This window comes from Azorhizobium caulinodans ORS 571, assembly GCF_000010525.1.
Taxonomy (GTDB): domain Bacteria; phylum Pseudomonadota; class Alphaproteobacteria; order Rhizobiales; family Xanthobacteraceae; genus Azorhizobium; species Azorhizobium caulinodans.
Map to the genome: position 1 here is coordinate 975,144 of NC_009937.1, position 22,369 is coordinate 997,512.

The 22,369-nt window shown below is 66.5% G+C and carries 17 protein-coding genes and 3 tRNA genes; 14 read left to right on the forward strand and 6 right to left on the reverse strand.

Annotated features, from left to right (window positions below; translation table 11 throughout):
- Window positions 1-479: 479 nt before the first annotated feature.
- The 3 genes from AZC_RS04470 to AZC_RS04480 form a co-directional block, all read right to left on the reverse strand.
- Window positions 480-719: a CsbD family protein gene (locus AZC_RS04470; RefSeq protein ID WP_012169404.1), complete on the reverse strand. Its 240-nt coding sequence runs from the start codon at window positions 717-719 to the stop codon at window positions 480-482.
- Window positions 720-819: 100 nt separating this feature from the next.
- Window positions 820-1,662, reverse strand: coding sequence for a S1/P1 nuclease (locus tag AZC_RS04475; RefSeq protein ID WP_043878888.1), 843 nt, complete (start codon window positions 1,660-1,662; stop codon window positions 820-822).
- A 16-nt stretch (window positions 1,663-1,678) separates the two neighbouring features.
- Entirely contained in the window at window positions 1,679-1,927 is a 249-nt protein-coding gene (locus AZC_RS04480; RefSeq protein WP_012169406.1) for a hypothetical protein, read from the reverse strand.
- Between the two features lie 177 nt (window positions 1,928-2,104).
- On the opposite strand from AZC_RS04480, the gene AZC_RS04485 reads away from it, so the two are divergent.
- A complete protein-coding gene (locus AZC_RS04485; RefSeq protein WP_043878889.1) occupies window positions 2,105-2,386 on the forward strand; it encodes a hypothetical protein in 282 nt (93 codons plus the stop codon).
- 108 nt (window positions 2,387-2,494) lie between these two features.
- Here AZC_RS04485 and AZC_RS04490 read toward each other — a convergent pair whose 3' ends face one another.
- From AZC_RS04490 to AZC_RS04500, 3 genes are all read right to left on the reverse strand, one after another.
- Entirely contained in the window at window positions 2,495-4,162 is a 1,668-nt protein-coding gene (locus tag AZC_RS04490) for an MFS transporter (RefSeq protein WP_012169408.1), read from the reverse strand.
- A gap of 393 nt (window positions 4,163-4,555) precedes the next feature.
- Complete coding sequence (locus AZC_RS04495) at window positions 4,556-5,401, reverse strand: TrmH family RNA methyltransferase (protein ID WP_012169409.1); 846 nt, start codon at window positions 5,399-5,401, stop codon at window positions 4,556-4,558.
- A gap of 63 nt (window positions 5,402-5,464) precedes the next feature.
- Window positions 5,465-6,265, reverse strand: a complete 801-nt coding sequence (locus AZC_RS04500) for a molybdate ABC transporter substrate-binding protein (RefSeq protein WP_012169410.1) — start codon at window positions 6,263-6,265, stop codon at window positions 5,465-5,467.
- Between the two features lie 280 nt (window positions 6,266-6,545).
- Here AZC_RS04500 and AZC_RS04505 point away from each other — a divergent pair.
- The 13 genes from AZC_RS04505 (at window position 6,546) to AZC_RS04565 (ending at window position 22,352) form a co-directional block, all read left to right on the forward strand.
- A tRNA-Tyr gene (locus tag AZC_RS04505) sits at window positions 6,546-6,630 on the forward strand.
- Window positions 6,631-6,667: 37 nt separating this feature from the next.
- Window positions 6,668-6,741 (forward strand) — tRNA-Gly (locus AZC_RS04510).
- A 161-nt stretch (window positions 6,742-6,902) separates the two neighbouring features.
- The gene (gene tuf, locus AZC_RS04515) at window positions 6,903-8,096 is read left to right on the forward strand and encodes an elongation factor Tu (RefSeq protein ID WP_012169411.1); all 1,194 of its coding nucleotides are present in this window, start codon (window positions 6,903-6,905) and stop codon (window positions 8,094-8,096) included.
- A gap of 215 nt (window positions 8,097-8,311) precedes the next feature.
- Window positions 8,312-8,388 (forward strand) — tRNA-Trp (locus AZC_RS04520).
- A 334-nt stretch (window positions 8,389-8,722) separates the two neighbouring features.
- The gene (secE, locus tag AZC_RS04525) at window positions 8,723-8,920 is read left to right on the forward strand and encodes a preprotein translocase subunit SecE (RefSeq protein ID WP_043878890.1); all 198 of its coding nucleotides are present in this window, start codon (window positions 8,723-8,725) and stop codon (window positions 8,918-8,920) included.
- Window positions 8,921-8,928: 8 nt separating this feature from the next.
- Window positions 8,929-9,459: a transcription termination/antitermination protein NusG gene (nusG, locus tag AZC_RS04530; RefSeq protein WP_043878891.1), complete on the forward strand. Its 531-nt coding sequence runs from the start codon at window positions 8,929-8,931 to the stop codon at window positions 9,457-9,459.
- A 275-nt stretch (window positions 9,460-9,734) separates the two neighbouring features.
- Window positions 9,735-10,184 carry a 50S ribosomal protein L11 gene (gene rplK, locus AZC_RS04535; protein ID WP_012169414.1) on the forward strand — a complete coding sequence of 150 codons (450 nt, stop codon included), beginning with the start codon at window positions 9,735-9,737 and terminating at the stop codon, window positions 10,182-10,184.
- A gap of 5 nt (window positions 10,185-10,189) precedes the next feature.
- Window positions 10,190-10,888, forward strand: a complete 699-nt coding sequence (gene rplA / locus AZC_RS04540) for a 50S ribosomal protein L1 (protein ID WP_012169415.1) — start codon at window positions 10,190-10,192, stop codon at window positions 10,886-10,888.
- Window positions 10,889-11,474: 586 nt separating this feature from the next.
- On the forward strand, window positions 11,475-11,993 hold the full coding sequence (gene rplJ / locus AZC_RS04545) for a 50S ribosomal protein L10 (RefSeq protein ID WP_012169416.1): 519 nt from the start codon (window positions 11,475-11,477) through the stop codon (window positions 11,991-11,993).
- Window positions 11,994-12,044: 51 nt separating this feature from the next.
- The gene (gene rplL, locus AZC_RS04550; RefSeq protein WP_012169417.1) at window positions 12,045-12,422 is read left to right on the forward strand and encodes a 50S ribosomal protein L7/L12; all 378 of its coding nucleotides are present in this window, start codon (window positions 12,045-12,047) and stop codon (window positions 12,420-12,422) included.
- A gap of 240 nt (window positions 12,423-12,662) precedes the next feature.
- On the forward strand, window positions 12,663-16,793 hold the full coding sequence (gene rpoB / locus AZC_RS04555; protein ID WP_012169418.1) for a DNA-directed RNA polymerase subunit beta: 4,131 nt from the start codon (window positions 12,663-12,665) through the stop codon (window positions 16,791-16,793).
- 115 nt (window positions 16,794-16,908) lie between these two features.
- Complete coding sequence (gene rpoC / locus AZC_RS04560; RefSeq protein ID WP_012169419.1) at window positions 16,909-21,090, forward strand: DNA-directed RNA polymerase subunit beta'; 4,182 nt, start codon at window positions 16,909-16,911, stop codon at window positions 21,088-21,090.
- A 149-nt stretch (window positions 21,091-21,239) separates the two neighbouring features.
- The gene (locus AZC_RS04565; protein WP_043878892.1) at window positions 21,240-22,352 is read left to right on the forward strand and encodes a helix-turn-helix transcriptional regulator; all 1,113 of its coding nucleotides are present in this window, start codon (window positions 21,240-21,242) and stop codon (window positions 22,350-22,352) included.
- Window positions 22,353-22,369 lie beyond the last annotated feature (17 nt).

Here is a 22,369-nt window from a genome sequence, read left to right on the forward strand (position 1 = left end):
CACCCCGTCCAGTTCGCTGTCCGAGAGGGCGACAGGACCATGTGTCCGGACCGCCGACAACACGCGAAGCATCTCCTCCGCCTCCGTCGTTGACAGCGCAATTCCATGACGGGTCGCATAAGCGCAGAGCTCCGCGGGGTTGCTGAATGCTGCAGCGATCGCTGGCTGAACCGCAGGGCGGCCGCTTTCGCCATCGAGATGCTCTGCCAACTCCTGTATCGACACGTTGCGCCTTCCTATCCTTCCCGCGAGCCGTAGATCGGCGCCGCCGCACGAAGGCAACACGTAGGGAATGCGAACGCAATGTCTCGGCGTCCCAAATCGCTTGCGCATGCGTTTCAGCGGTCCACCGACCCTCTCACAACGAAAACGGCGCCCGGAGGGTGTCCGGGCGCCGTGAGGTCGCGCTAGGGCGCTGTTCCGTCCACCCATCTTACGAGTGGTTGCGGCAACGCCTCCGTCCGGCGAGGCGTCGCCGCTCAGGAGCGGCCGAGGATGAAGCCGACGGCGAGGCCGACGAGGCCGGCGGTCAGGATGGAGGACATGGGGTTGTGGCTCACCGTGTCCTTGGCGCGGCCCACCGCCCTTTCCGCCTGACCGGCGGCCTGATCATAGAGGCCCTCGGCCCGCAGACCGGTGTCGTTTCCGACGGCGCCCGCCGCTTCCTTGATGCGCCCGCCGGCCTCGGTGACGGCGCCGGTGATTCCGTTCGTGTTCATGGCTCATACTCCCTGGTTCGGAGCGTGAACGTTGTGGCGGTGGAGGCTGTTCCCGCGTCGAGGTCGCTTGCGAGCGACAAAGCGACCCGCAGCGCGCCGCTTACGGCTTCGGGCAGGTGACGGCGGCATTGATCTCGTGCGCCAGCCGCAGGCCGGCCTTGCCGAGCTGCTGATCGAGGACGGGCAGGGCGGCACGGTAATAGGTGGTGTTGATGACATTGTCCGGCGGGACGAGCGCGTACATGGCGAGGCCGACCCCATGGGTCTCGCTCGCCCAGTCGGCTGGAGTGCCGGCGGCCACCGCGGCGGCGTCCGCCTCCTTGAGCCAGCCGGCCTCGAGCCGGTCCACGTAGCCGCCCCAGCTCAGGGATGCCTTGCGCACCAGGGTGGTGTCCCAGAGCACGTGCATGTTGGTGGTGGGAGGCGGGGCCTCGCAATCGTGCGTGCAGGCCTGTCCGGCCCAATTGAGCAGGACCTTGCGGCGGGTGCCCAGATGGTCGGCGGCGATGGCGTGCATGGGCTGGTGGAGATCGCCCATAAGGTGGACGAGCAGCTTCAGCGCGTCCGTCCGCGCCGCCGGCTCGGGCGCGCAGTGCATGTCGAGGCGGGCGCGTTCGATCGCGGCGACGATGCAATCCCCCTCGGGGCGGGACGGGCAATCCCGCAGCGGGTCGTAGGTGGCGGCGCCCATGGGGATGCCGACATAATGCCAGCGCCGGGTCTCCGGGTGATCCGGGCGCACGTCGTCGGCCCAGCTCGCCACGGATGCGAGCGAGGCACCCTTGGGCAGCAGGCTGGCGACGAGGGCGGCGCCGGTCGGTGTCAGGCGGCGCTGGGCGATCTCCGCAACGATAGCATGTCCGTCCTCGCCCCAGGCCCAGACCGTGGAGGGCGCGGCGAGAAAACTAAGCGCCAGCGCGAAGGCCCGGACGAGATACGCCATGCTCACCGCGCGCCGGTCACTGGGCCGTGGTGCCCACCGCATCATTCACGCATTTCTTGGTGAAGCTGGTCTTGGCAGCGCCGGCGAGCTTCTTGTCGCTGGCCTGTGTATCGCAGGCGGCCTGAGCGTCCTTCTGGCACTTCGTGAGGAAGCTGGTGCGGGCGGCGCCCGCCAGCTTCTTGGTGTCGGCGGTCGCCGCGCAGCTGTCGGCAAGGGCGGGACCAGTGACGGCGAGCAGCAGAGCGGCGGTCAGAAGGGCCTTCATGTGTCGTCTCCCCGGAACGGCCGGTCATGTGCCGGCACCGGGTGACGATAGCATGCGATGAATGGCCTGCTAACCAACCGCAGGCCATCTATCCGGTCGCGTGCCCCGCAAGCCCATCTCCCGACGGAACAGGCCCTGCCGCGCGCCGTTGACCGGGCAGCCAGACAGGAGGTGCCCATGGAGGAGACAGGCGCAACGACGGCAGGGCGCGTGCCGATCGAACTCGACGCGGCGGTCGCCGCCCATCGGCAGATGCTGCTTCTGCTGTTCACCGTGGTGACGCGGGATGCGGCGGCGCGCCGGCGCCTCATGGAGGCGATGGAACAGCGCATGGCCTTTCGCGATGGCCATGAGGATCCCGGCGTGGAGCCGGATGCGGCCGTCGCCTTCGAAGCGCGGGTCCAGCAGGAGGTGCAGCGGCTGCTGGAGGATGTGCGGGCCGTTGCCGGTCCGGACTAGACCGCTTCGAAGGGGAGGGCTGAAAAGCGAACGGCCTCGCGGTGACGCGAGGCCGTTGCTTTTTGAAGGATGGAAGCCCCGGCCGGCGCGCGGCCGGGGCAAACCCGCTCAGTGCCAGTCGTCGATGTCCCGGTCCTTGGTCTCCGGCACGAACAGCAGGCCGATGACGAAGGTGCCGAGCGCGATCACGATCGGGTACCAGAGGCCGTAGTAGATGTCGCCGGTGGCCGCCACCATGGCGAAGGCGGTGGCCGGCAGCAGGCCGCCGAACCAGCCGTTGCCGATATGGTAGGGCAGCGACATGGAGGTGTAGCGGACGCGGGTGGGGAAGAGTTCCACCAGCGCGGCGGCGATGGGGCCGTACACCATGGTCACGAAGAGCACGAGGACGAACAGCAGGCCGATGACCGCCGCGACCCGCGGCTGGAAGATGTCGAACGGATGCGACATCTTGATCACGTCCTTGTTGGTCGCCGCGCTCGGGTAGCCCGCCGCCTGGAGCGCCGCCGTGGCGGTCTTGGCGAAGTCGGGGCCGAAGGGCACCACGGTGTCGTTGACCTTCAGCACGGTGCCGGAGCCCGCCGCGCCGGTCTCGGTGGAATACTTCACCGAGGACTTGGCGAGGAAGTCGCGGGCCACGTCGCACGGCGCCGAGTAGACGCGGGTGCCGACCGGGTTGAAGAGGCTGCCGCATTCGCCGGGCGAGGCGACGACGGTGACCTTCACGTTCTGGATCGCATTCTCCAGCGCCGGGTTGGCGTAGGAGGTGATGGCGTTGAAGAGCGGGAAGTAGCTGGCGGCGGCGATGAGGCAGCCGGCAAGGATGATGGGCTTGCGGCCGATCTTGTCCGACAGCCAGCCGAAGAACACGAAGAAGCCCGTGCCCAGCAGCAGCGACCACGCGATCAGCAGGTTGGAGGTGTAGCCATCCACCTTCAGGATCGATTGCAGGAAGAACAGGGCATAGAACTGGCCCGTGTACCAGACCACACCCTGGCCGGCGACGAGGCCGAAGAGGGCGAGCAGCACGAACTTCAGGTTCTTCCACTGGCCGAAGGCTTCCGAGAGCGGCGCCTTGGAGGTCGTGCCCTCTTCCTTCATCTTCTTGAAGGCCGGGGATTCATTGAGCTGGAAGCGGATCCACACCGAGATGCCGAGCAGTGCGATGGACACCAGGAAGGGAATGCGCCAGCCCCAGGCGGCGAAGTTCTGCTCGCCCACGATGGAGCGGGTGAACAGGATCACCAGCAGCGACAGGAACAGGCCCAGGGTCGCGGTGGTCTGGATCCAGGAGGTGTAGAAGCCGCGGCGGCCGTGCGGCGCATGCTCCGCCACGTAGGTGGCCGCGCCGCCATACTCGCCGCCGAGCGCGAGGCCCTGCAGCAGGCGCAGGACGATCAGGATGATCGGAGCCGCGATGCCGATGGTGGCCGCATTGGGCAGGATGCCGACGATGAAGGTCGACAGGCCCATGATGAGGATGGTGACGAGGAAGGTGTACTTGCGGCCGACGAGATCGCCGATGCGCCCGAACACGATGGCGCCGAAGGGACGCACGAGGAAGCCGGCGGCGAAGGCCAGCAGCGCGAAGATATCGCGGGTCGCCGGCGGATAGGCGCTGAAGAATTGCGCGCCGATGATCGCGGCAAGCGATCCGTAGAGATAGAAATCGTACCACTCGAACACCGTGCCGAGGGACGAGGCGAAGATGACCTTCTTCTCCTCCCGCGTCATCGGTGCATGGGCCGTGGCCGGGCCAGCAGTCGTGACAGACATTGTTCCTCCTCCCAGTTGCGGGTGCCTCGGCGGCCCAATGGGGCCGGAAGGCGGAGGCGGGCGCGCCCGGGAGCTGAGGCACCTGCGAGCAACCGTCCGCCGCCCGTGCGGGCGAGGTCTGGCGGTTCCTCCGATAGTGTCGTCTGTCCGCATCTGCGTGCGGATGAGCCGTGACCGGGCGCGCAGGGCGCCATGTGTTCAGGATGAACGAGGTCGGCGCAGCTTTCGATTGGCCAATGGTCTTAGGTGCAATCGCGAAATACACGTGATGCACTGCACGCGTCGGCGGCTTGCGTGTTTAGCCGCGCAAAGGGGCGCGCGCATTATTTGAGATTATTAGCTTGCAAACGAACCGGCCGGCGCGACCGGCGCCAGCCGTTGTTGGTGTCCTGCTCAGCCGGCGCGCTTCAGGGCGCGGCGGGCGATGCCGAGCGACAGGGCGGCGGCATTGGAGACGTTGAGGCTCTTGATGGCGCCGGGCAGGTCGATGCGGGCGAGCACGTCGCAGGTCTCCCGCGTCAGCTGCCGCAGGCCCTTGCCTTCCGCGCCCAGCACCAGTGCCATCGGCGGGCGCATGGCCGTGTCCTCGAGATCGGCCGGACCTTCGCTGTCGAGGCCCACCACGAGCATGCCGGAGGCCTTCAGTTCCTCGAGCGCCCGGGCGAGGTTGGTCACGAGGCAGAAGGGCACGTGTTCCAGCCCGCCGGAGGCGCTTTTCGCCAGCACGCCGGTGGCGACGGGGCTGTGGCGGGCCGTGGTGACGATGGCGCCCACCGCAAAGGCGGCGGCGGAGCGCACGATGGCGCCCACATTGTGCGGATCGGTGATCTGGTCGAGCACCAGAACGAGGTCCGACTTCGCCACCTTCTTGAGGGGCGGGGAGGGCAGGTGTTCGGCCTCCGCCAGCAGGCCCTGATGCACCGCGTCCGAACCGAGCAGCTTGTCGATCTCGGAAGGGCGCACGATCTCCGGCGCGACGGGGAGGGGGAAGCCCTCCTCCTGCAGGCGGTTGGCGGCGTTCTCCGTGGCGAGGATCTTGCGGAAGCGCCGCGCCGGATTGGCCAGCGCCTCGCTCACCGTATGCCAGCCATAGAGCAGGGCCACGTCATTCTCGCCCTCCCAGGCCGGCGGGCGGCCGGGGCCGCCCTTGCGCTTGGGCGGAAAGGGGCGGGCACCGCCTTTGGCCGCGAAGGGGCGGCCGGCGGAGCGGAAGGGCGGGCGTTCGGGACGATCGGACATGGGAAGGCTTTGTCAGAGCCGGCGCGGCGGCGCAAGGGGCCGTCCGCGCCCGGCCGCTTTCGCTTACGGCTTCTCCATCCCCTTGGCGGCGAGCATCGGTGCCATGTCGGGCGCGGCCAGCAGCGCGAGGAAGGAGGCGGCGGTGTCGGCATTGGAGGGATTGGGGGCGAGCGCGCCCGCATAAACCGTGTAGTTCTGGATGGCGGCCGGCAGGGGGGCCACCAGTTCGGCGCCTGGCACGGCAAGGATCTCGCTCACCTGATGGATGGCAAGGTCCGCCTCGCCGGACACGACGCGGGTGGCGACGAGGCCGCCCGGCACGAGAACGGCCTTGGCCTTCACCTCGTCCGCGATGCCCATCTTCTCGAACAGCCCGGTCAGATAGATGCCGCTCGATCCGCCGGAGGCCGGATCGATCATCGCCACCTTGCGGGCGGCCAGCAGGGCCGCCTTGAAGGCGTCGGGGGTCGAGACGTCGGGCTTCGGCGCGCCGGCCTTAACCGCGACGCCGATGCCGACCTTGGCGAGCGGAACCACCGTGCCCAGCCCCACGCGCTCCGACTTCTGCAAGGCGGCGAGCGCGGCGGGCGTGAGGATGAGTACGTCGAAATTCTCGCCGCCTTCCACGCGCTTCACCAGGGCGCCGGCGGTGTCGTTATCCACAGTCACCTGCGTGCCGGTGCTCTGCGAGAATCGTTTGGCGGTGTCGGCAACCACCGGCTTGAAGGCGCCCGTGGTGAGGACCTTCAGCTCGGCGGCCGCGGCCGGGTGGCCGGACAGCAGGGCGAGGCCGAGCGCGAGCGCGGGCAGGCAAAGCGCGGACGCGCGGCGGGCGAATGTCCGGAGGGGCGGGGTCGCGGGCATGGGCAGGCCTGTTGGGGTTCGAGGATGGCGGGAGGATAGCGGCTCGCCGCGTCAAATCCTTTCACGGCCGCGTGTTCGCAAGGGTTTCCACGCCGACTATTCACAGGCTTGAAGGGCGTGTGACATTTCACGGTTGACTTGTGGGAGCCCCCCTCACATAAAGCCGGGCCTTGAGGGACGTGAGCACGCCTCGCCCCCTCGGCCGGCTTGGCTGGCGCATGGCAATAGCTTGTAACCCGGTCTCTTTTTCGGATCGGGGTCAGACGACGGGCCCGGATGTGGAGGGGTGCCCGAGTGGTTAAAGGGGACGGACTGTAAATCCGTTGGCTCTGCCTACGTTGGTTCGAATCCAACCCCCTCCACCACCCGTCGTTGAACTGAAAGCGCAAGATCGTGCGTTGCGCGGGTGTAGCTCAATGGTAGAGCAACAGCCTTCCAAGCTGATGACGAGGGTTCGATTCCCTTCACCCGCTCCAGTTCTTCCGCGGTCCTCCGGACACTGAGACTGGTCGGGGTGCCCCATACGCAGGCGCGTCGCGACGCACCGTGCGGGCACTTGCGGAATTCTGCCAAACCCCCTATCCCACGGCGGCTCTTTTCGCGGCCCGCCGGTCGCCCGAAGGACTGAGAGAGAACGATGGCCAAAGCTAAGTTTGAACGTAACAAGCCGCACTGCAACATTGGCACCATCGGCCACGTTGACCACGGCAAGACCTCTCTGACGGCCGCGATCACGAAGGTGCTCGCCGAGACGTCGGGTGGCGCGACCTTCACCGCCTACGACCAGATCGACAAGGCGCCGGAAGAGAAGGCGCGCGGCATCACGATCTCGACGGCGCACGTCGAGTACGAGACGCAGAACCGCCACTATGCGCACGTGGACTGCCCCGGCCACGCCGACTATGTGAAGAACATGATCACCGGCGCGGCGCAGATGGACGGCGCGATCCTGGTGGTGTCCGCCGCCGACGGCCCGATGCCGCAGACCCGCGAGCACATCCTGCTCGCCCGTCAGGTCGGCGTGCCGGCGCTGGTGGTGTTCCTGAACAAGTGCGACATGGTCGACGATCCGGAGCTTCTTGAGCTGGTCGAGCTCGAGGTCCGCGAGCTTCTGTCCAAGTACGACTTCCCCGGCGACGACATCCCGATCGTGCGCGGCTCTGCCCTGTGCGCGCTCGAGAACAAGTCTCCCGAGCTCGGCGCCGAAGCCATCCTGAAGCTGATGGCCGAGGTGGACAAGTATATCCCGCAGCCGGAGCGTCCGGTTGACCAGCCCTTCCTGATGCCGATCGAAGACGTGTTCTCGATCTCCGGCCGCGGCACCGTGGTGACCGGCCGTGTCGAGCGCGGCATCGTGAAGGTGGGCGACGAAGTGGAGATCGTCGGCATCCGCCCGACGGTGAAGACCACCGTCACCGGCATCGAGATGTTCCGCAAGCTGCTCGACCAGGGCCAGGCCGGCGACAACGTCGGCGTGCTGCTGCGCGGTACGAAGCGCGAGGACGTGGAGCGTGGCCAGGTGGTGTGCAAGCCGGGTTCGGTGAAGCCGCACACCAAGTTCAAGGCCGAAGCCTACATCCTGACGAAGGAAGAGGGCGGCCGTCATACGCCGTTCTTCACCAACTACCGCCCGCAGTTCTACTTCCGCACGACGGACGTGACCGGCGTGGTGACGCTGCCCGAAGGCACCGAGATGGTGATGCCGGGCGACAACATCTCGGTGGACGTGCAGCTGATCGTCCCGATCGCGATGGAAGAGAAGCTCCGCTTCGCCATCCGTGAGGGCGGCCGCACCGTCGGCGCCGGCGTCGTCGCCTCCATCATCGAGTGATGTGATCCTCGCCTCAGGGTGAGATCGGACGGGCCGGCCTTGCGCCGGCCCGTTTGCTTTTGGGGCGGCGCAAACGCTCCTGGGGAGGAGGGCTGGGGATAACCCGCAGCGGTGCGCCTCCCCCTTTACAGATGCGTCCGGGCTGAATAGACACACAGGCCTGTCGCGCTGGATTGGTTCCCGGCGCGGGGTCGCTTATCTCAAGCGCGGCCTTTAGGAGTGTAGCTCAACTGGTTAGAGCACCGGTCTCCAAAACCGGGGGTTGGGGGTTCGAGTCCCTCCACTCCTGCCATGCGCAGGACTTTTGGCGATACGCGCGACAGGATGGCTGAGCGCCCACCGGACCCGCCTGCGGCAGCAGGGCGAGCGACCGGAACAGGCCCGCCGCCGACGCGGATCGGCCTTTGTGGCATCTCAGGCATTGGCGTGGCGTCCCTGATGTGTCAGGGAAGGGTTTGACGTGGCCGGCGTTCGCCGGCTCAAGTTCCAAGCGGCCGCCGCAAGGCGCCGGGCGGATGGCGAGGTTCAGCGGCGGTCTGGCGGGGCGGATGTCCTGCCGCGCGGCCGCAAGATCAGAAAGGTGGCTGCAGCGCGGGCGTCATTGCCTGGCGGGCGGTCGGAGCGACATGGCAAAGAACAGTCCCGTGGAGTTCTTCCAGCAGGTCCGCACCGAGACGGCGAAGGTGACCTGGCCGTCCCGGCGCGAGACGCTGATCACCACCGCCATGGTCTTCGTCATGGTGCTGCTGGCGTCCATCTTCTTCCTGGTCGTGGACCAGATCCTGCGATTCGGCGTCAGCCAGATCCTCAGCATCGGCCATTGAGAGGCGCCATGGCTAAGCGTTGGTACATCGTCCACGCCTATTCCAACTTCGAGAAGAAGGTGGCGGACTCAATTCGCGAGCAGGCGGAGCAGCGCAACCTCACCGACCTGTTCGAGCAGATCCTCGTGCCCACCGAGAAGGTGGTCGAGGTGCGTCGCGGCCGGAAGGTCGATACCGAGCGCAAGTTCTTCCCCGGCTACGTGCTGGTGAAGATGGACCTCACCGACGAGGCCTTCCATCTCATCAAGAACACGCCGAAGGTCACCGGCTTCCTGGGCGCCGACAACAAGCCCATGCCGATTTCCGAGAACGAGGCCATGCGCATCCTGCAGCAGGTGCAGGAAGGCATCGAGCGGCCGAAGCCCTCCATCAGCTACGAGGTGGGCGAGACGGTGAAGGTGTCCGACGGTCCCTTCGCCACCTTCAACGGCATCGTCGAGGAAGTGGACGAGTCCCGTTCGCGCCTCAAGGTGGCGGTGTCCATCTTCGGCCGCGCGACCCCGGTCGAGCTCGAATTCGGGCAGGTCGAGAAGGTCTGATCTCCAGTTTTCGCATGACGCGCGCCGCCGGGCTTGTCCCGTGCGGCGCGATGCTGTATGCGGTGCGCCCTTCGCGGGTTGGCGGTGCCGACTTGCGGAGATGACGACCGGCCGGCTGCGGCCTTCGGTTGTCGCTTCGGCCGGACCCCCGCAAGGTGGCTTGGCCAGCGTGGGAGGTGACGGAGCGTCTCGCCAAGCGCTCCAGCGATCCGCACCACGAAATCCCGGTTCGCGACCGGCCTCCGGGCAGGGCGAACCCATGATGGAGTATTGAAATGGCGAAGAAAATCACCGGCTACGTCAAGCTGCAGGTGCCCGCCGGCAGCGCCAATCCGGCCCCGCCGATTGGTCCCGCGCTCGGTCAGCGCGGCCTGAACATCATGGAATTCTGCAAGGCCTTCAATGCGCAGACTGCGCAGCTCGAGAAGGGCATGCCGATTCCCGTGGTGATCACGGCCTATCAGGATCGCTCCTTCACCTTCGAGCTGAAGACCCCTCCGGTCTCCTACTTCCTGAAGAAGGCCGCCGGCCTCGACACGAAGAAGAAGCCCGGCTCCGGCTCCAAGACCCCGGGCAAGGGTGCCACCGTCGGCAAGGTCACGCGCGCCCAGCTCGCGGAGATCGCCGAGAAGAAGATGAAGGATCTGAACTGCGACAACGTCGCGTCCGCGGTCCAGATGCTCGAAGGTTCTGCCCGTTCCATGGGCCTGCAGGTTGAGGGTTGACGGCAATGGCTCATCAGGGAAAGCGCGTTCGCGCCGCGAATGAAGGCATTGACCGCCTGAAGCTCTATCCGCTCGACGAGGCGCTGGCGCTGCTCAAGGCCCGCACCACCGCCAAGTTCGACGAGACCATCGAGGTTGCCATCAACCTCGGCGTGGATCCCCGTCACGCCGACCAGATGGTCCGTGGCGTCTGCAACCTGCCGAACGGCTCCGGCCGTACCGTGCGCGTTGCGGTGTTCGCTCGCGGCGCCAAGGCTGACGAGGCCAAGGCCGCCGGCGCCGACATCGTGGGCGCCGAAGACCTGCTGGAGACCATCCAGGGCGGCACCATCGAGTTCGATCGCTGCATCGCGACCCCGGACCTGATGCCGCTGGTCGGTCGTCTCGGCAAGGTGCTCGGCCCGCGCGGCCTGATGCCGAACCCGAAGGTCGGCACCGTGACCATGGACGTGAAGGGCGCTGTCGCCGCTGCCAAGGGCGGCGCGGTGGAGTTCCGCGTCGAGAAGGCCGGCATCATCCACGGCGGCATCGGTAAGGCGTCGTTCCCGGCCGACAAGCTGGCCGAGAACATCCGCGCCTTCGTGGATGCGGTGGTGAAGGCCAAGCCGACCGGCGCGAAGGGCACCTACGTGCAGCGCGTCGCCGTGTCCTCGACCATGGGCCCGGGCATCAAGGTGGACACCGCCTCGGTCGTCACGGCCTGATTGGTCTGAAAAGGTAAGGCGGGGCCGGGCGTTGAGCCCGGCCCTTCGCTTTCCCGGCCGCGGCCGGGCGAGACAGGCGTTGCGGCTTCCTTAAAAAAGCGCGTGACTCTTGCAAATTTTGCGCCTAGAAGAGGCGTTCCCCGAGCTATGGCGACATGGCGCGGGTTTAGTGTTTTGAGAGCTTCTGCCTGGAAACGGGCAGAGGGGCTGGGAGGGTTCGCCCGCCCGGCCTTAACGTCTGTCCGGACTCGAAGTTCCTTCGGGGAGGGTCAGGCGGAGAGTCCTGTCCGAGACTGCCGGCGCCGCACCTTGTGTGCGACTTAATCCTCGCCAGCCGCTCCATTCGGGAGCGGCCTCTGGAGGGCCAGCATAGACGGGGAAGACCGGAATTCGAGTGGCCTGCGCAAGCGGGCCCGACAAGATCGGTTCGAACCAGCGCCTTGTGGCCGGTGACCCGGATCCGAGGGGACAGGGCATGTGAGCGTCGCTTGTGGCGCGCCGGAGCTTCCGGTGCGCGGGCAAGCGGCAAGGCGCAACCGGCGGAGCCAGGTTTCTGGTTTCGCCACAGGCTTAAAGAGAGCCAGCAGTGGATCGAGCGGAAAAACAAGAGCTCGTCACGACACTGTCCGAAGTGTTCAAGAGCACTTCGGTTGTCGTGGTGGCCCACTATTCCGGCCTCACCGTGGCCCAGATGTCGAAACTCCGTCGGCAGATGAAGGCTGAAGGTGCGACCGTGAAGGTGGCGAAGAACCGCCTCGCCAAGATCGCTCTGGAAGGCTCCGACGTCGCTCACGTGGCGACCCTCCTCAAGGGTCCCACGATCATCGCTTATTCGAGCGATCCGGTAGCGGCGCCGAAGGTTGCCGTCGAGTTTGCCAAGGCGAACGACAAGTTCGTCATCCTTGGCGGCGCGATGGGCAAGACGGCCCTGAATGCAGACGGTGTGAAGGCTCTGGCCACCATGCCGTCCCTGGACGAACTGCGTGCCAAGCTCGTCGGCCTTATCCAGGCCCCGGCGACCAAGATTGCGCAGCTGTCCACCGCGCCGGCGGCGAAGCTCGCCCGCGTGTTCGGGGCCTATGCCAAGCAGAACGAAGCCGCGTGAGGCGGTTGGATCTCGCAAACCTGAAATTCGAACCTATCTTAGGAAACTACAATGGCTGACCTGACCAAGCTCGTCGACGAGCTGTCCTCCCTGACCGTCCTCGAGGCCGCCGAGCTCGCGAAGCTCCTCGAAGAGAAGTGGGGCGTCTCCGCCGCTGCCGCTGTTGCGGTTGCGGCCGCTCCGGCTGCCGGCGGCGCTGCCGCGGCTGTCGAAGAGCAGACCGAGTTCACCGTTGTCCTGGCCAACGCCGGCGACAAGAAGATCGAGGTCATCAAGGAAGTCCGCGCCATCACCGGCCTCGGCCTCAAGGAAGCCAAGGACCTGGTGGAAGGCGCTCCGAAGCCCGTCAAGGAAGGCGTGGCCAAGGACGAGGCCGAGAAGCTCAAGGCCCAGCTCGAGAAGGCTGGCGCCAAGGTCGAGCTCAAGTGAGCTTTTGAAGCTTTGGGCGGTCCCGGCTCTGCCGGGGCCGCCTTACGCGTCCCGGTGGGGCGTGAGGACGGTTCCCCCGGTCGCCGTTGTGGCGACGACCCGGCGAGCCGTGGCGACGAGGAGCGGCGGGCCTGAGGGCCGGGCTGCCTCCCGCGCGATGGTGACGGCGGTCCTTCCCGGCACATGGCTCTGCGCCATGGCGGCCGGCGAGGCACAGGACCAGGACGGACGAGGATCGAGATGGCGCAAACGTTCACCGGTCGCAAGCGGATCCGCAAATTCTTCGGCAAGATCAAGGAAGTCGCAGAGATGCCGAACCTCATCGAGGTTCAGAAGGCGTCCTATGACCAGTTCCTGCAGATCGAAGAGCCGAAGGGCGGTCGCGCGGACGACGGTCTCCAGGCAGTGTTCAAGTCGGTGTTCCCGATTTCCGACTTCTCGGGCGCTGCGATGCTGGAGTTCGTGCGCTACGAGTTCGAGCCCCCGAAGTATGACGTGGACGAGTGCCGCCAGCGCGGCATGACGTTTGCCGCGCCGCTGAAGGTGACGCTGCGCCTCATCGTGTTCGATGTGGATCCGGATACCGGCGCCAAGTCGGTGAAGGACATCAAGGAGCAGGACGTCTACACCGGCGACATTCCGCTGATGACCATGAACGGCACGTTCATCGTCAACGGCACGGAGCGCGTCATCGTCTCGCAGATGCACCGCTCGCCGGGCGTGTTCTTCGATCACGACAAGGGCAAGACCCACTCCTCGGGCAAGCTCCTGTTCGCCGCCCGCATCATTCCCTATCGCGGTTCCTGGCTCGACATCGAGTTCGACGCCAAGGACATCGTGTATGCGCGCATCGACCGTCGCCGCAAGATCCCGGTGACGAGCCTGCTGTTCGCCCTCGGCCTCGATTCCGAGGAGATTCTGAACACCTTCTACGAGAAGATCCTCTACACCCGCGCGAAGGACGGCTGGCGCATGCCGTTCGATCCCAAGCGGATGAAGGGCTACAAGGCGGTCGCCGACCTCATCGACGCCGACACCGGCGAAGTGGTGGTCGAGGCCGGCAAGAAGCTGACCGTGCGCGCCGCCCGCCAGCTCGTGGAGAAGGGCCTCAAGGCCCTCAAGATCTCCGACGACGAGATGGTCGGCCAGTACATCGGCGAGGACATCGTCAACGTCCACACCGGCGAGATCTATGCCGAGGCGGGCGAGGAGATCACCGAGAAGGTCCTGAAGACCCTCGGCGACGCCGGCTTCGACGAGATTCCGGTCCTCGACATCGACCATATCAACACCGGCGCCTACATCCGCAACACGCTGTCGGCGGACAAGAATTCCTCCCGCGAGGAAGCCCTGTTCGACATCTACCGCGTGATGCGCCCCGGCGAGCCCCCGACGCTCGACAGCGCCCAGGCGATGTTCCACTCGCTGTTCTTCGACGCCGAGCGCTATGACCTCTCCGCGGTCGGCCGCGTGAAGATGAACATGCGCCTCGACCTCGACGCCGAGGACACCGTGCGCATCCTGCGCCGCGAGGACATCCTGGCCGTCATCAAGACGCTGGTGGAGCTGCGCGACGGCAAGGGCGAGATCGACGACATCGACCACCTCGGCAACCGCCGTGTGCGCTCGGTCGGCGAGCTCATGGAGAACCAGTACCGCGTCGGTCTGCTGCGCATGGAGCGCGCCATCAAGGAGCGCATGTCGTCCGTCGACATCGACACCGTGATGCCGCAGGACCTCATCAATGCGAAGCCCGTGGCGGCTGCGGTGCGCGAGTTCTTCGGCTCCTCCCAGCTCTCGCAGTTCATGGACCAGACCAACCCGCTGTCCGAGATCACGCACAAGCGTCGTCTCTCGGCCCTCGGCCCGGGCGGTCTGACCCGCGAGCGCGCCGGCTTCGAGGTGCGCGACGTGCACCCGACGCATTACGGCCGCATCTGCCCGATCGAGACGCCGGAAGGCCCGAACATCGGCCTCATCAACTCGCTGGCGACCTTCGCCCGCGTGAACAAGTACGGCTTCATCGAGGCGCCCTACCGCCGCGTCGTGGACGGCCGGGTCACCGACGAGGTGGTCTATCTCTCCGCCATGGAGGAGGGGAAGTACTACGTCGCGCAGGCCAACGTGCCGCTCGATACGGACGGCCGCTTCCAGGAAGACCTCGTGATCTGCCGCCACGCCGGCGACGTGCTCGTGGTCTCCCCGGATCGCGTGGACTTCATGGACGTGTCGCCGAAGCAGCTCGTGTCGGTGGCCGCGGCGCTCATCCCGTTCCTTGAGAACGACGACGCGAACCGCGCGCTCATGGGCTCGAACATGCAGCGTCAGGCCGTGCCGCTGGTGCGCTCGCAGGCGCCGCTGGTCGGGACGGGCATGGAAGCGGTGGTCGCCCGCGACTCGGGCGCCGCCATCGCCGCCCGCCGCGCCGGCGTCATCGACCAGGTGGACGCGACCCGTATCGTGATCCGCGCGACGGGCGAGACCGACCCGTCGAAGTCGGGCGTCGACATCTATCGCCTGATGAAGTTCCAGCGCTCCAACCAGTCCACCTGCATCAACCAGCGTCCGCTGGTGCGCGTGGGCGACGTGGTGAAGAAGGGCGACATCATCGCTGACGGTCCCTCGACCGAGCTCGGCGAGCTGGCGCTCGGCCGGAACGTGCTCGTCGCGTTCATGCCGTGGAACGGCTACAACTACGAAGACTCTATTCTCCTCTCCGAGAACATCGTGAAGGAGGACGTCTTCACCTCGATCCATATCGAGGAGTTCGAGGCCATGGCCCGCGACACGAAGCTGGGCCCGGAGGAAATCACCCGCGACATTCCGAACGTCTCGGAAGAAGCGCTGAAGAACCTCGACGAAGCCGGCATCGTGTACATCGGCGCGGAAGTCCGCGCCGGCGACATCCTGGTGGGCAAGATCACCCCCAAGGGCGAAAGCCCGATGACGCCGGAAGAGAAGCTTCTGCGCGCCATCTTCGGTGAGAAGGCCGCCGACGTCCGCGACACTTCGCTCCGCCTGCCTCCGGGCACGACGGGCACGATCGTGGAAGTGCGCGTGTTCAACCGCCACGGCGTCGACAAGGACGAGCGTGCGCTGGCCATCGAGCGCGAGGAGATCGAGCGTCTCGCCAAGGACCGCGACGACGAGCAGGCGATCCTCGACCGCAACGTCTACGGCCGTCTCTCCGAGATGCTCGTGGGCAAGGTGGCCATCGCCGGCCCGAAGGCTTTCAAGAAGGACACCGAGATCACCAAGGACGCGCTGGGTGAGTATCCCCGCTCGCAGTGGTGGCTGTTCGCGGTGGCCGACGACGCCCTGATGAGCGAGCTTGAGGCGATCCGCGCCCAGTATGACGAGTCCAAGAAGCGCCTTGAACAGCGCTTCCTGGACAAGGTCGAGAAGCTGCAGCGAGGCGACGAACTGCCCCCCGGCGTGATGAAGATGGTCAAGGTCTTCGTCGCGGTGAAGCGCAAGATCCAGCCGGGCGACAAGATGGCCGGCCGTCACGGCAACAAGGGTGTCGTGTCGCGCATCGTGCCGGTCGAGGACATGCCGTTCCTTGAGGACGGCACCAATGTCGACATCGTGCTGAACCCGCTCGGCGTGCCGAGCCGCATGAACGTCGGCCAGATCCTCGAGACGCATCTGGGCTGGGCCTGCGCCGGCCTCGGCCGCCAGGTGGCGGCTGCGGTGGACGCCTATTACGGCTCCAAGGACCAGCAGGTCCTGCGCAACGCGCTCGTGAAGGTCTACGGTCCGGACGACATCGAAGTCCTGGACGAGAAGCAGATCACCGAGCTCGGCGAAAACCTGCGCAAGGGTGTGCCCATGGCCACCCCGGTCTTCGACGGCGCCCACGAAGCGGACATCGAGGAGCATCTGGAGAAGGCGGGGCTCAACCCCTCGGGCCAGTCGACGCTCTTCGACGGCCGCACCGGCGAGCCCTTCGACCGTAAGGTCACCGTCGGCTACATCTACATGCTGAAGCTGCACCATCTCGTGGACGACAAGATCCACGCGCGGTCCATCGGTCCCTACTCGCTCGTCACCCAGCAGCCGCTGGGCGGTAAGGCGCAGTTCGGCGGCCAGCGCTTCGGCGAAATGGAGGTGTGGGCGCTCGAGGCTTACGGCGCGGCGTACACGCTCCAGGAGATGCTCACCGTCAAGTCGGACGACGTGGCCGGCCGTACCAAGGTGTACGAGGCCATCGTCCGCGGCGAGGACACCTTCGAGAGCGGCATTCCGGAGAGCTTCAACGTGCTCGTGAAGGAAATGCGTTCGCTGGGTCTCAATGTGGAGCTGCTGAACTCCAAGACCGGGCGCCAGACCAATCCTGGCACGCGTGAGAATCTGCCCGCGGCCGAGTGAGCTGCGGAATTGCGGGGCGCGGGGTGATCCCGCGCCTTTGCCGGTGAACATTGGACTTTTCGGCCGAGGCCCCCAGGCGGCAGGGGGCTGACCGGCCGAGCCGAAGGAGACGGCGATGAATCAAGAGGTGATGAATCTCTTCAATCCGACCACTCCGGCGCCCACGTTCGATCAGATCAAGATCTCGATCGCGAGCCCGGAGAAGATTTCGTCCTGGTCATACGGCGAGATCAAGAAGCCGGAGACCATCAACTACCGCACGTTCAAGCCCGAGCGTGACGGTCTCTTCTGTGCGCGTATCTTCGGCCCCATCAAGGACTACGAGTGCTTGTGCGGCAAGTACAAGCGCATGAAGTACAAGGGCATCATCTGCGAGAAGTGCGGCGTCGAAGTCACGCTGTCGCGCGTGCGCCGCGAGCGCATGGGCCACATCGAGCTCGCGGCCCCCGTCGCGCACATCTGGTTCCTGAAGTCCCTGCCGAGCCGCATCGGCCTGCTGCTCGACATGACGCTCAAGGACCTCGAGCGCATCCTGTACTTCGAGTATTTCGTGGTCACGGAGCCGGGCCTCACCCCGCTGAAGTACCGCCAGCTGCTCTCCGAGGACGACTATCTGCGCGCCCAGGACGAGTATGGCGAGGACAGCTTCACGGCGATGATCGGCGCCGAGGCCATCCGCGAGCTGCTGCGCTCCATGGACCTCGAGAAGCTCGCCGCGGACATCCGCGTCGAGATCGCCAACTCGACCACCGAGCTGAAGCCCAAGAAGCTCGCCAAGCGGCTCAAGATCGTCGAGGCGTTCCAGGCCTCCGGCAACAAGCCGGAATGGATGATCCTCACCCACGTTCCGGTCATCCCGCCGGACCTGCGCCCGCTCGTCCCGCTGGACGGCGGCCGGTTCGCGACCTCCGACCTGAACGACCTGTACCGCCGCGTCATCAACCGTAACAACCGCCTGAAGCGCCTCATCGAGCTGCGGGCGCCGGACATCATCATCCGCAACGAGAAGCGCATGCTTCAGGAAGCGGTGGATGCGCTGTTCGACAACGGCCGTCGCGGCCGCGTCATCACGGGTGCCAACAAGCGCCCGCTGAAGTCGCTCGCCGACATGCTGAAGGGCAAGCAGGGCCGGTTCCGCCAGAACCTGCTCGGCAAGCGCGTGGACTATTCCGGCCGCTCGGTGATCGTGGTGGGTCCGGAGCTGAAGCTCCACCAGTGCGGCCTGCCGAAGAAGATGGCGCTGGAACTGTTCAAGCCCTTCATCTACGCCCGCCTCGACGCCAAGGGTCACTCCGCGACCGTGAAGCAGGCGAAGAAGCTGGTGGAGAAGGAGCGTCCGGAGGTTTGGGATATCCTCGACGAGGTGATCCGCGAACATCCGGTGATGCTGAACCGCGCCCCGACGCTGCACCGCCTCGGCATCCAGGCGTTCGAGCCGGTCCTCATCGAGGGCAAGGCCATCCAGCTGCACCCGCTCGTCTGCTCCGCCTTCAACGCGGACTTCGACGGCGACCAGATGGCCGTGCACGTTCCGCTCTCGCTGGAAGCCCAGCTGGAAGCGCGCGTGCTCATGATGTCCACGAACAACATCCTGCACCCCGCGAACGGCGCGCCGATCATCGTGCCGTCGCAGGATATCGTGCTGGGCCTCTACTATCTCTCGCTCATGCGTGAGAAGGAGCCCGGCGAGGGCATGATGTTCGCCGACATGGGCGAGATCGACCACGCCATCGCGGCGAAGGCGATCACGCTCCACACCAAGATCCGCGGGCGTTACATCGGCGTGGATGCGGACGGCAAGCGCTACTCGAAGATCTATGAGACCACTCCCGGTCGCATGAAGATCGGCGAGCTGCTGCCCAAGCACCACAAGGTTCCCTTCGACGTCGTCAACAAGCTGATGACGAAGAAGGAAATCTCCAACATGATCGATACGGTCTACCGCCACTGCGGGCAGAAGGAGAGCGTGATCTTCTGCGACCGTCTGATGTCGCTCGGCTTCTACAACGCGTTCCGCGCCGGCATTTCCTTCGGCAAGGACGACATGGTCGTCCCGGCGAAGAAGTGGCAGCTCGTCGAGGAGACCCGCACCCTCACGAAGGAATACGAGCAGCAGTACAACGACGGCCTGATCACCCAGGGTGAGAAGTACAACAAGGTCGTCGATGCGTGGGGCAAGTGTACCGATCGCATCGCCGACGAGATGATGAAGGAGATCTCGGCGGTCAAGAAGGACCCCGAGACCGGCCGCGAGAAGCAGATCAACTCGATCTACATGATGTCCCACTCGGGGGCGCGTGGTTCGCCGGCCCAGATGAAGCAGCTGGCCGGCATGCGCGGCCTCATGGCGAAGCCCTCCGGCGAGATCATCGAGAGCCCGATCATCTCGAACTTCAAGGAAGGCCTGACCGTGATGGAGTACTTCAACTCCACCCACGGTGCCCGTAAGGGTCTCGCCGACACCGCGCTGAAGACGGCGAACTCCGGTTACCTCACCCGTCGTCTCGTCGACGTGGCGCAGGACTCCATTATCAACGAGCGCGACTGCGGCTCGAATAATGGCATCCACATGCGCGCCATCATCGACTCGGGGCAGGTGGTGGCTTCGCTCGCCTCGCGTGTTCTCGGCCGCACGGCCGTGGAAGACGTGGTCGAGCCGGCGACCGGCGACATCATAGTGCCGAAGGGGACGATGATCGAGGAGCACCACATCGAGCGGATCAACAAGTCCGGCATCCAGGAGATCAAGATCCGGTCGGTGCTGACCTGCGAGACCCGCAACGGCGTGTGCGGCACCTGCTACGGGCGCGATCTTGCCCGCGGCACGCCCGTCAACATGGGCGAAGCGGTCGGCGTCATCGCGGCGCAGTCCATCGGCGAGCCGGGCACCCAGCTCACCATGCGTACCTTCCACATCGGCGGCGCCGCGCAGCTCGCGGATAGCTCCTTCGTGGAGACCAACTTCGAGGGCACCGTCCGCGTCCGCAACCGCAACGTGGCGCGGAACTCGGAAGGCGACCTCGTGGTCATGGCGCGCAACCTCGCCATCGTGGTCGTGGACCATGACGGCACTGAGCGTGCGGTGCACCGCATCCAGTATGGCTCGCGTCTGAAGGTGGACGAGGGCGATACGGTCAAGCGCGGCCAGCGCATCGCGGAGTGGGACCCCTACACCCGCCCGATCCTCACCGAAGTGGACGGCACCGTCGGCTTCGAGGATCTGGTGGAAGGCCAGTCCATGAGCGAGGCGGTCGACGAGGCGACCGGCATCGCAAAGCGCGTCGTCACCGACAGCCGCAGCGTCCGCGGCGCCGACCTGCGCCCGGCCATCGTGCTGAAGGGCAAGGACGGCAAGGTCTCGAAGCTCCCGCGTGGCGGCGATGCCCGCTACACGCTGCCCGTGGAGGCCATCATCTCGGTGGATCCCGGCCAGACCATCAAGGCGGGTGACGTCGTCGCCCGCGTGCCGATGGAGAGCGCCAAGACCCGCGACATCACGGGCGGTCTGCCGCGCGTGGCGGAGCTGTTCGAGGCCCGCCGTCCGAAGGATGCCGCGATCATCGCGGAAATCTCCGGCACGGTGCGCTTCGGCCGCGACTACAAGAACAAGCGCCGGCTCACCATCGAGCCGACGGAAGGTGGTGATGCGGTCGAGTACCTGATCCCCAAGGGCAAGCACATCCATCTGCAGGACGGCGACGTCGTGGAGAAGGGCGACTTCCTGGTGGACGGCAACCCGGCCCCGCACGACATCCTGGCGATCAAGGGCGTGGAAGAGCTCGCGGCCTTCCTCGTGAACGAAATCCAGGAGGTCTACCGGCTTCAGGGCGTGAACATCAACGACAAGCACATCGAAGTGATTGTCCGGAACATGCTCCAGAAGGTGGAACTGGACGACGCCGGGGACACCGAGTTCCTCGACGGCGAGCAGGTGGACCGCATCGAGCTGGCGGAAGCCAACGAGCGGATGAAGGAGCAGGGTCTCAAGCCCGCGACCGGTCATCCCGTTCTGCTCGGCATCACCAAGGCGAGCCTCCAGACCCGGTCGTTCTTCTCGGCGGCCTCGTTCCAGGAGACCACCCGCGTCCTCACCGAGGCGGCGGTCAACGGCAAGGTCGATCCGCTCGACGGTCTCAAGGAGAACGTCATCGTGGGCCGCCTGATCCCGGCCGGCACCGGCGCGCAGATGAACAAGCTGCGTGTCACCGCCAACTCCCGCGACGACCTCATTCTCGCCACCCGTGGCGAGAGCGAGGAACCCTCGATGGTGGAAGGCTCGGCCGACGCCGCCGAGTGATCCCGTCGCAAGACCTCTGAAACGACAGGCCGCCCCCCACAGGGCGGCCTGTTTTTTTTAGGCCGGGTTTCCGCCGCCGCTTGGGATTTTCCGCGCGTGCTCCCATAGTGACGTGCGGGCTCGCTGGGCGGCCCGCCGCACTGGGGGCAATGCCGGTGGTGATGCTGCGCGAGGAAGCTGTCGCGCTTGTAGGGCGGATCTACGAGGCGGCGGCAATTCCCGAATTCTGGCCGGGGGTGCTCGGGTCGATTTCCCGCAGCATCGACGGGGTCGGCGCCTGCCTGTTCACGCCCGATGGCCGCTGGATTGCCTCCGAGGCCTTCGCGGAGGAGGTGGACCTTTTCATTTCGCGGGGCTGGCTGGAGCGCGACACCTTCAACGCCCGACTGGAAGCGAGCGGGCGCGGCGGCTTCGTCTGCGACCTCGACCTGTTTCGCCGCGAGGAGATCGACCGCGAGCCGGTCTATGCGGACTGGCTCCACCCGCGTGGCCTCGGCTGGGGCGCGTCCTCGCTGATGCGGCTGCCGCACGAGCGCACCGTCTTCATCAATGTGGAGCGCCGCCGGGGGCGGGGCCCGGTGGAGACGCCCTTCGTCCGGCACCTCAACCAGCTTCACCCGCACATTGCGCGGGCAGCGATGATTTCCTCGCACCTTGCGCTGGAGCGCACGCAGGCGGCGTCCAGTGCCTTGCAGATGGTCGGCGTGCCCGCGGCGCTGCTGCGGCCGGGCGGACGGGTGGAGCATGCCAACGGCCTCTTCCTCCAGCTCCAGCCCCAGCCGGTGCGGGAGTGCAGCGCCGAGCTGGTGCTTGCCAACGCGCGGGCGCAGGCGGAGCTGGCGCTGACGCTGGCTGAGATCGAGGGCGGCCATGGGCTCGGCCGCGCCATCGCCTTGCCCGCGCAGGGCGAGCGCGGGGCCTATGTGCTGCACGTCATGCCGGTAAGGGGCGCTGCGCGGGACGTGTTCTCCGCCTGCACGGCCATGGTTCTGGCCACGCCCGTGGTGGCGCGGCCGGTGCTGCCCGCGGACCTGCTCGTTTCGCTCTTCGATCTCACGCCCGCCGAGGCGCGCGTCGCGCACAAGATCGCCGCCGGCGCGACCGTGGAGACCATCGCGGAGACGCTGGGCGTGTCACGCGAGACGGTGCGCTCGCAGCTGAAGGCGGCGCTGGCGAAGGTGGGCCTCACCCGGCAGGCGGAACTGGTGGGGCTGCTCGCCTCCATCCCCGCCGGCCATCCCCGCATGGGGGATGCGCAGTAGGGCGCGGCCCGCAGCCG

Excerpts from the sequence above, each read along its gene's own strand:
- AZC_RS04470 (WP_012169404.1), bottom strand. The coding sequence starts at position 719 with ATGAACACGAACGGAATCACCGGCGCCGTCACCGAGGCCGGCGGGCGC.
- AZC_RS04475 (WP_043878888.1), bottom strand. The coding sequence starts at position 1,662 with ATGGCGTATCTCGTCCGGGCCTTCGCGCTGGCGCTTAGTTTTCTCGCC.
- AZC_RS04480 (WP_012169406.1), bottom strand. The coding sequence starts at position 1,927 with ATGAAGGCCCTTCTGACCGCCGCTCTGCTGCTCGCCGTCACTGGTCCC.
- AZC_RS04485 (WP_043878889.1), top strand. The coding sequence starts at position 2,105 with ATGGAGGAGACAGGCGCAACGACGGCAGGGCGCGTGCCGATCGAACTC.
- AZC_RS04490 (WP_012169408.1), bottom strand. The coding sequence starts at position 4,162 with ATGTCTGTCACGACTGCTGGCCCGGCCACGGCCCATGCACCGATGACG.
- AZC_RS04495 (WP_012169409.1), bottom strand. The coding sequence starts at position 5,401 with ATGTCCGATCGTCCCGAACGCCCGCCCTTCCGCTCCGCCGGCCGCCCC.
- AZC_RS04500 (WP_012169410.1), bottom strand. The coding sequence starts at position 6,265 with ATGCCCGCGACCCCGCCCCTCCGGACATTCGCCCGCCGCGCGTCCGCG.
- tuf (WP_012169411.1), top strand. The coding sequence starts at position 6,903 with ATGGCCAAAGCTAAGTTTGAACGTAACAAGCCGCACTGCAACATTGGC.
- secE (WP_043878890.1), top strand. The coding sequence starts at position 8,723 with ATGGCAAAGAACAGTCCCGTGGAGTTCTTCCAGCAGGTCCGCACCGAG.
- nusG (WP_043878891.1), top strand. The coding sequence starts at position 8,929 with ATGGCTAAGCGTTGGTACATCGTCCACGCCTATTCCAACTTCGAGAAG.
- rplK (WP_012169414.1), top strand. The coding sequence starts at position 9,735 with ATGGCGAAGAAAATCACCGGCTACGTCAAGCTGCAGGTGCCCGCCGGC.
- rplA (WP_012169415.1), top strand. The coding sequence starts at position 10,190 with ATGGCTCATCAGGGAAAGCGCGTTCGCGCCGCGAATGAAGGCATTGAC.
- rplL (WP_012169417.1), top strand. The coding sequence starts at position 12,045 with ATGGCTGACCTGACCAAGCTCGTCGACGAGCTGTCCTCCCTGACCGTC.
- rpoB (WP_012169418.1), top strand. The coding sequence starts at position 12,663 with ATGGCGCAAACGTTCACCGGTCGCAAGCGGATCCGCAAATTCTTCGGC.
- rpoC (WP_012169419.1), top strand. The coding sequence starts at position 16,909 with ATGAATCAAGAGGTGATGAATCTCTTCAATCCGACCACTCCGGCGCCC.
- AZC_RS04565 (WP_043878892.1), top strand. The coding sequence starts at position 21,240 with ATGCCGGTGGTGATGCTGCGCGAGGAAGCTGTCGCGCTTGTAGGGCGG.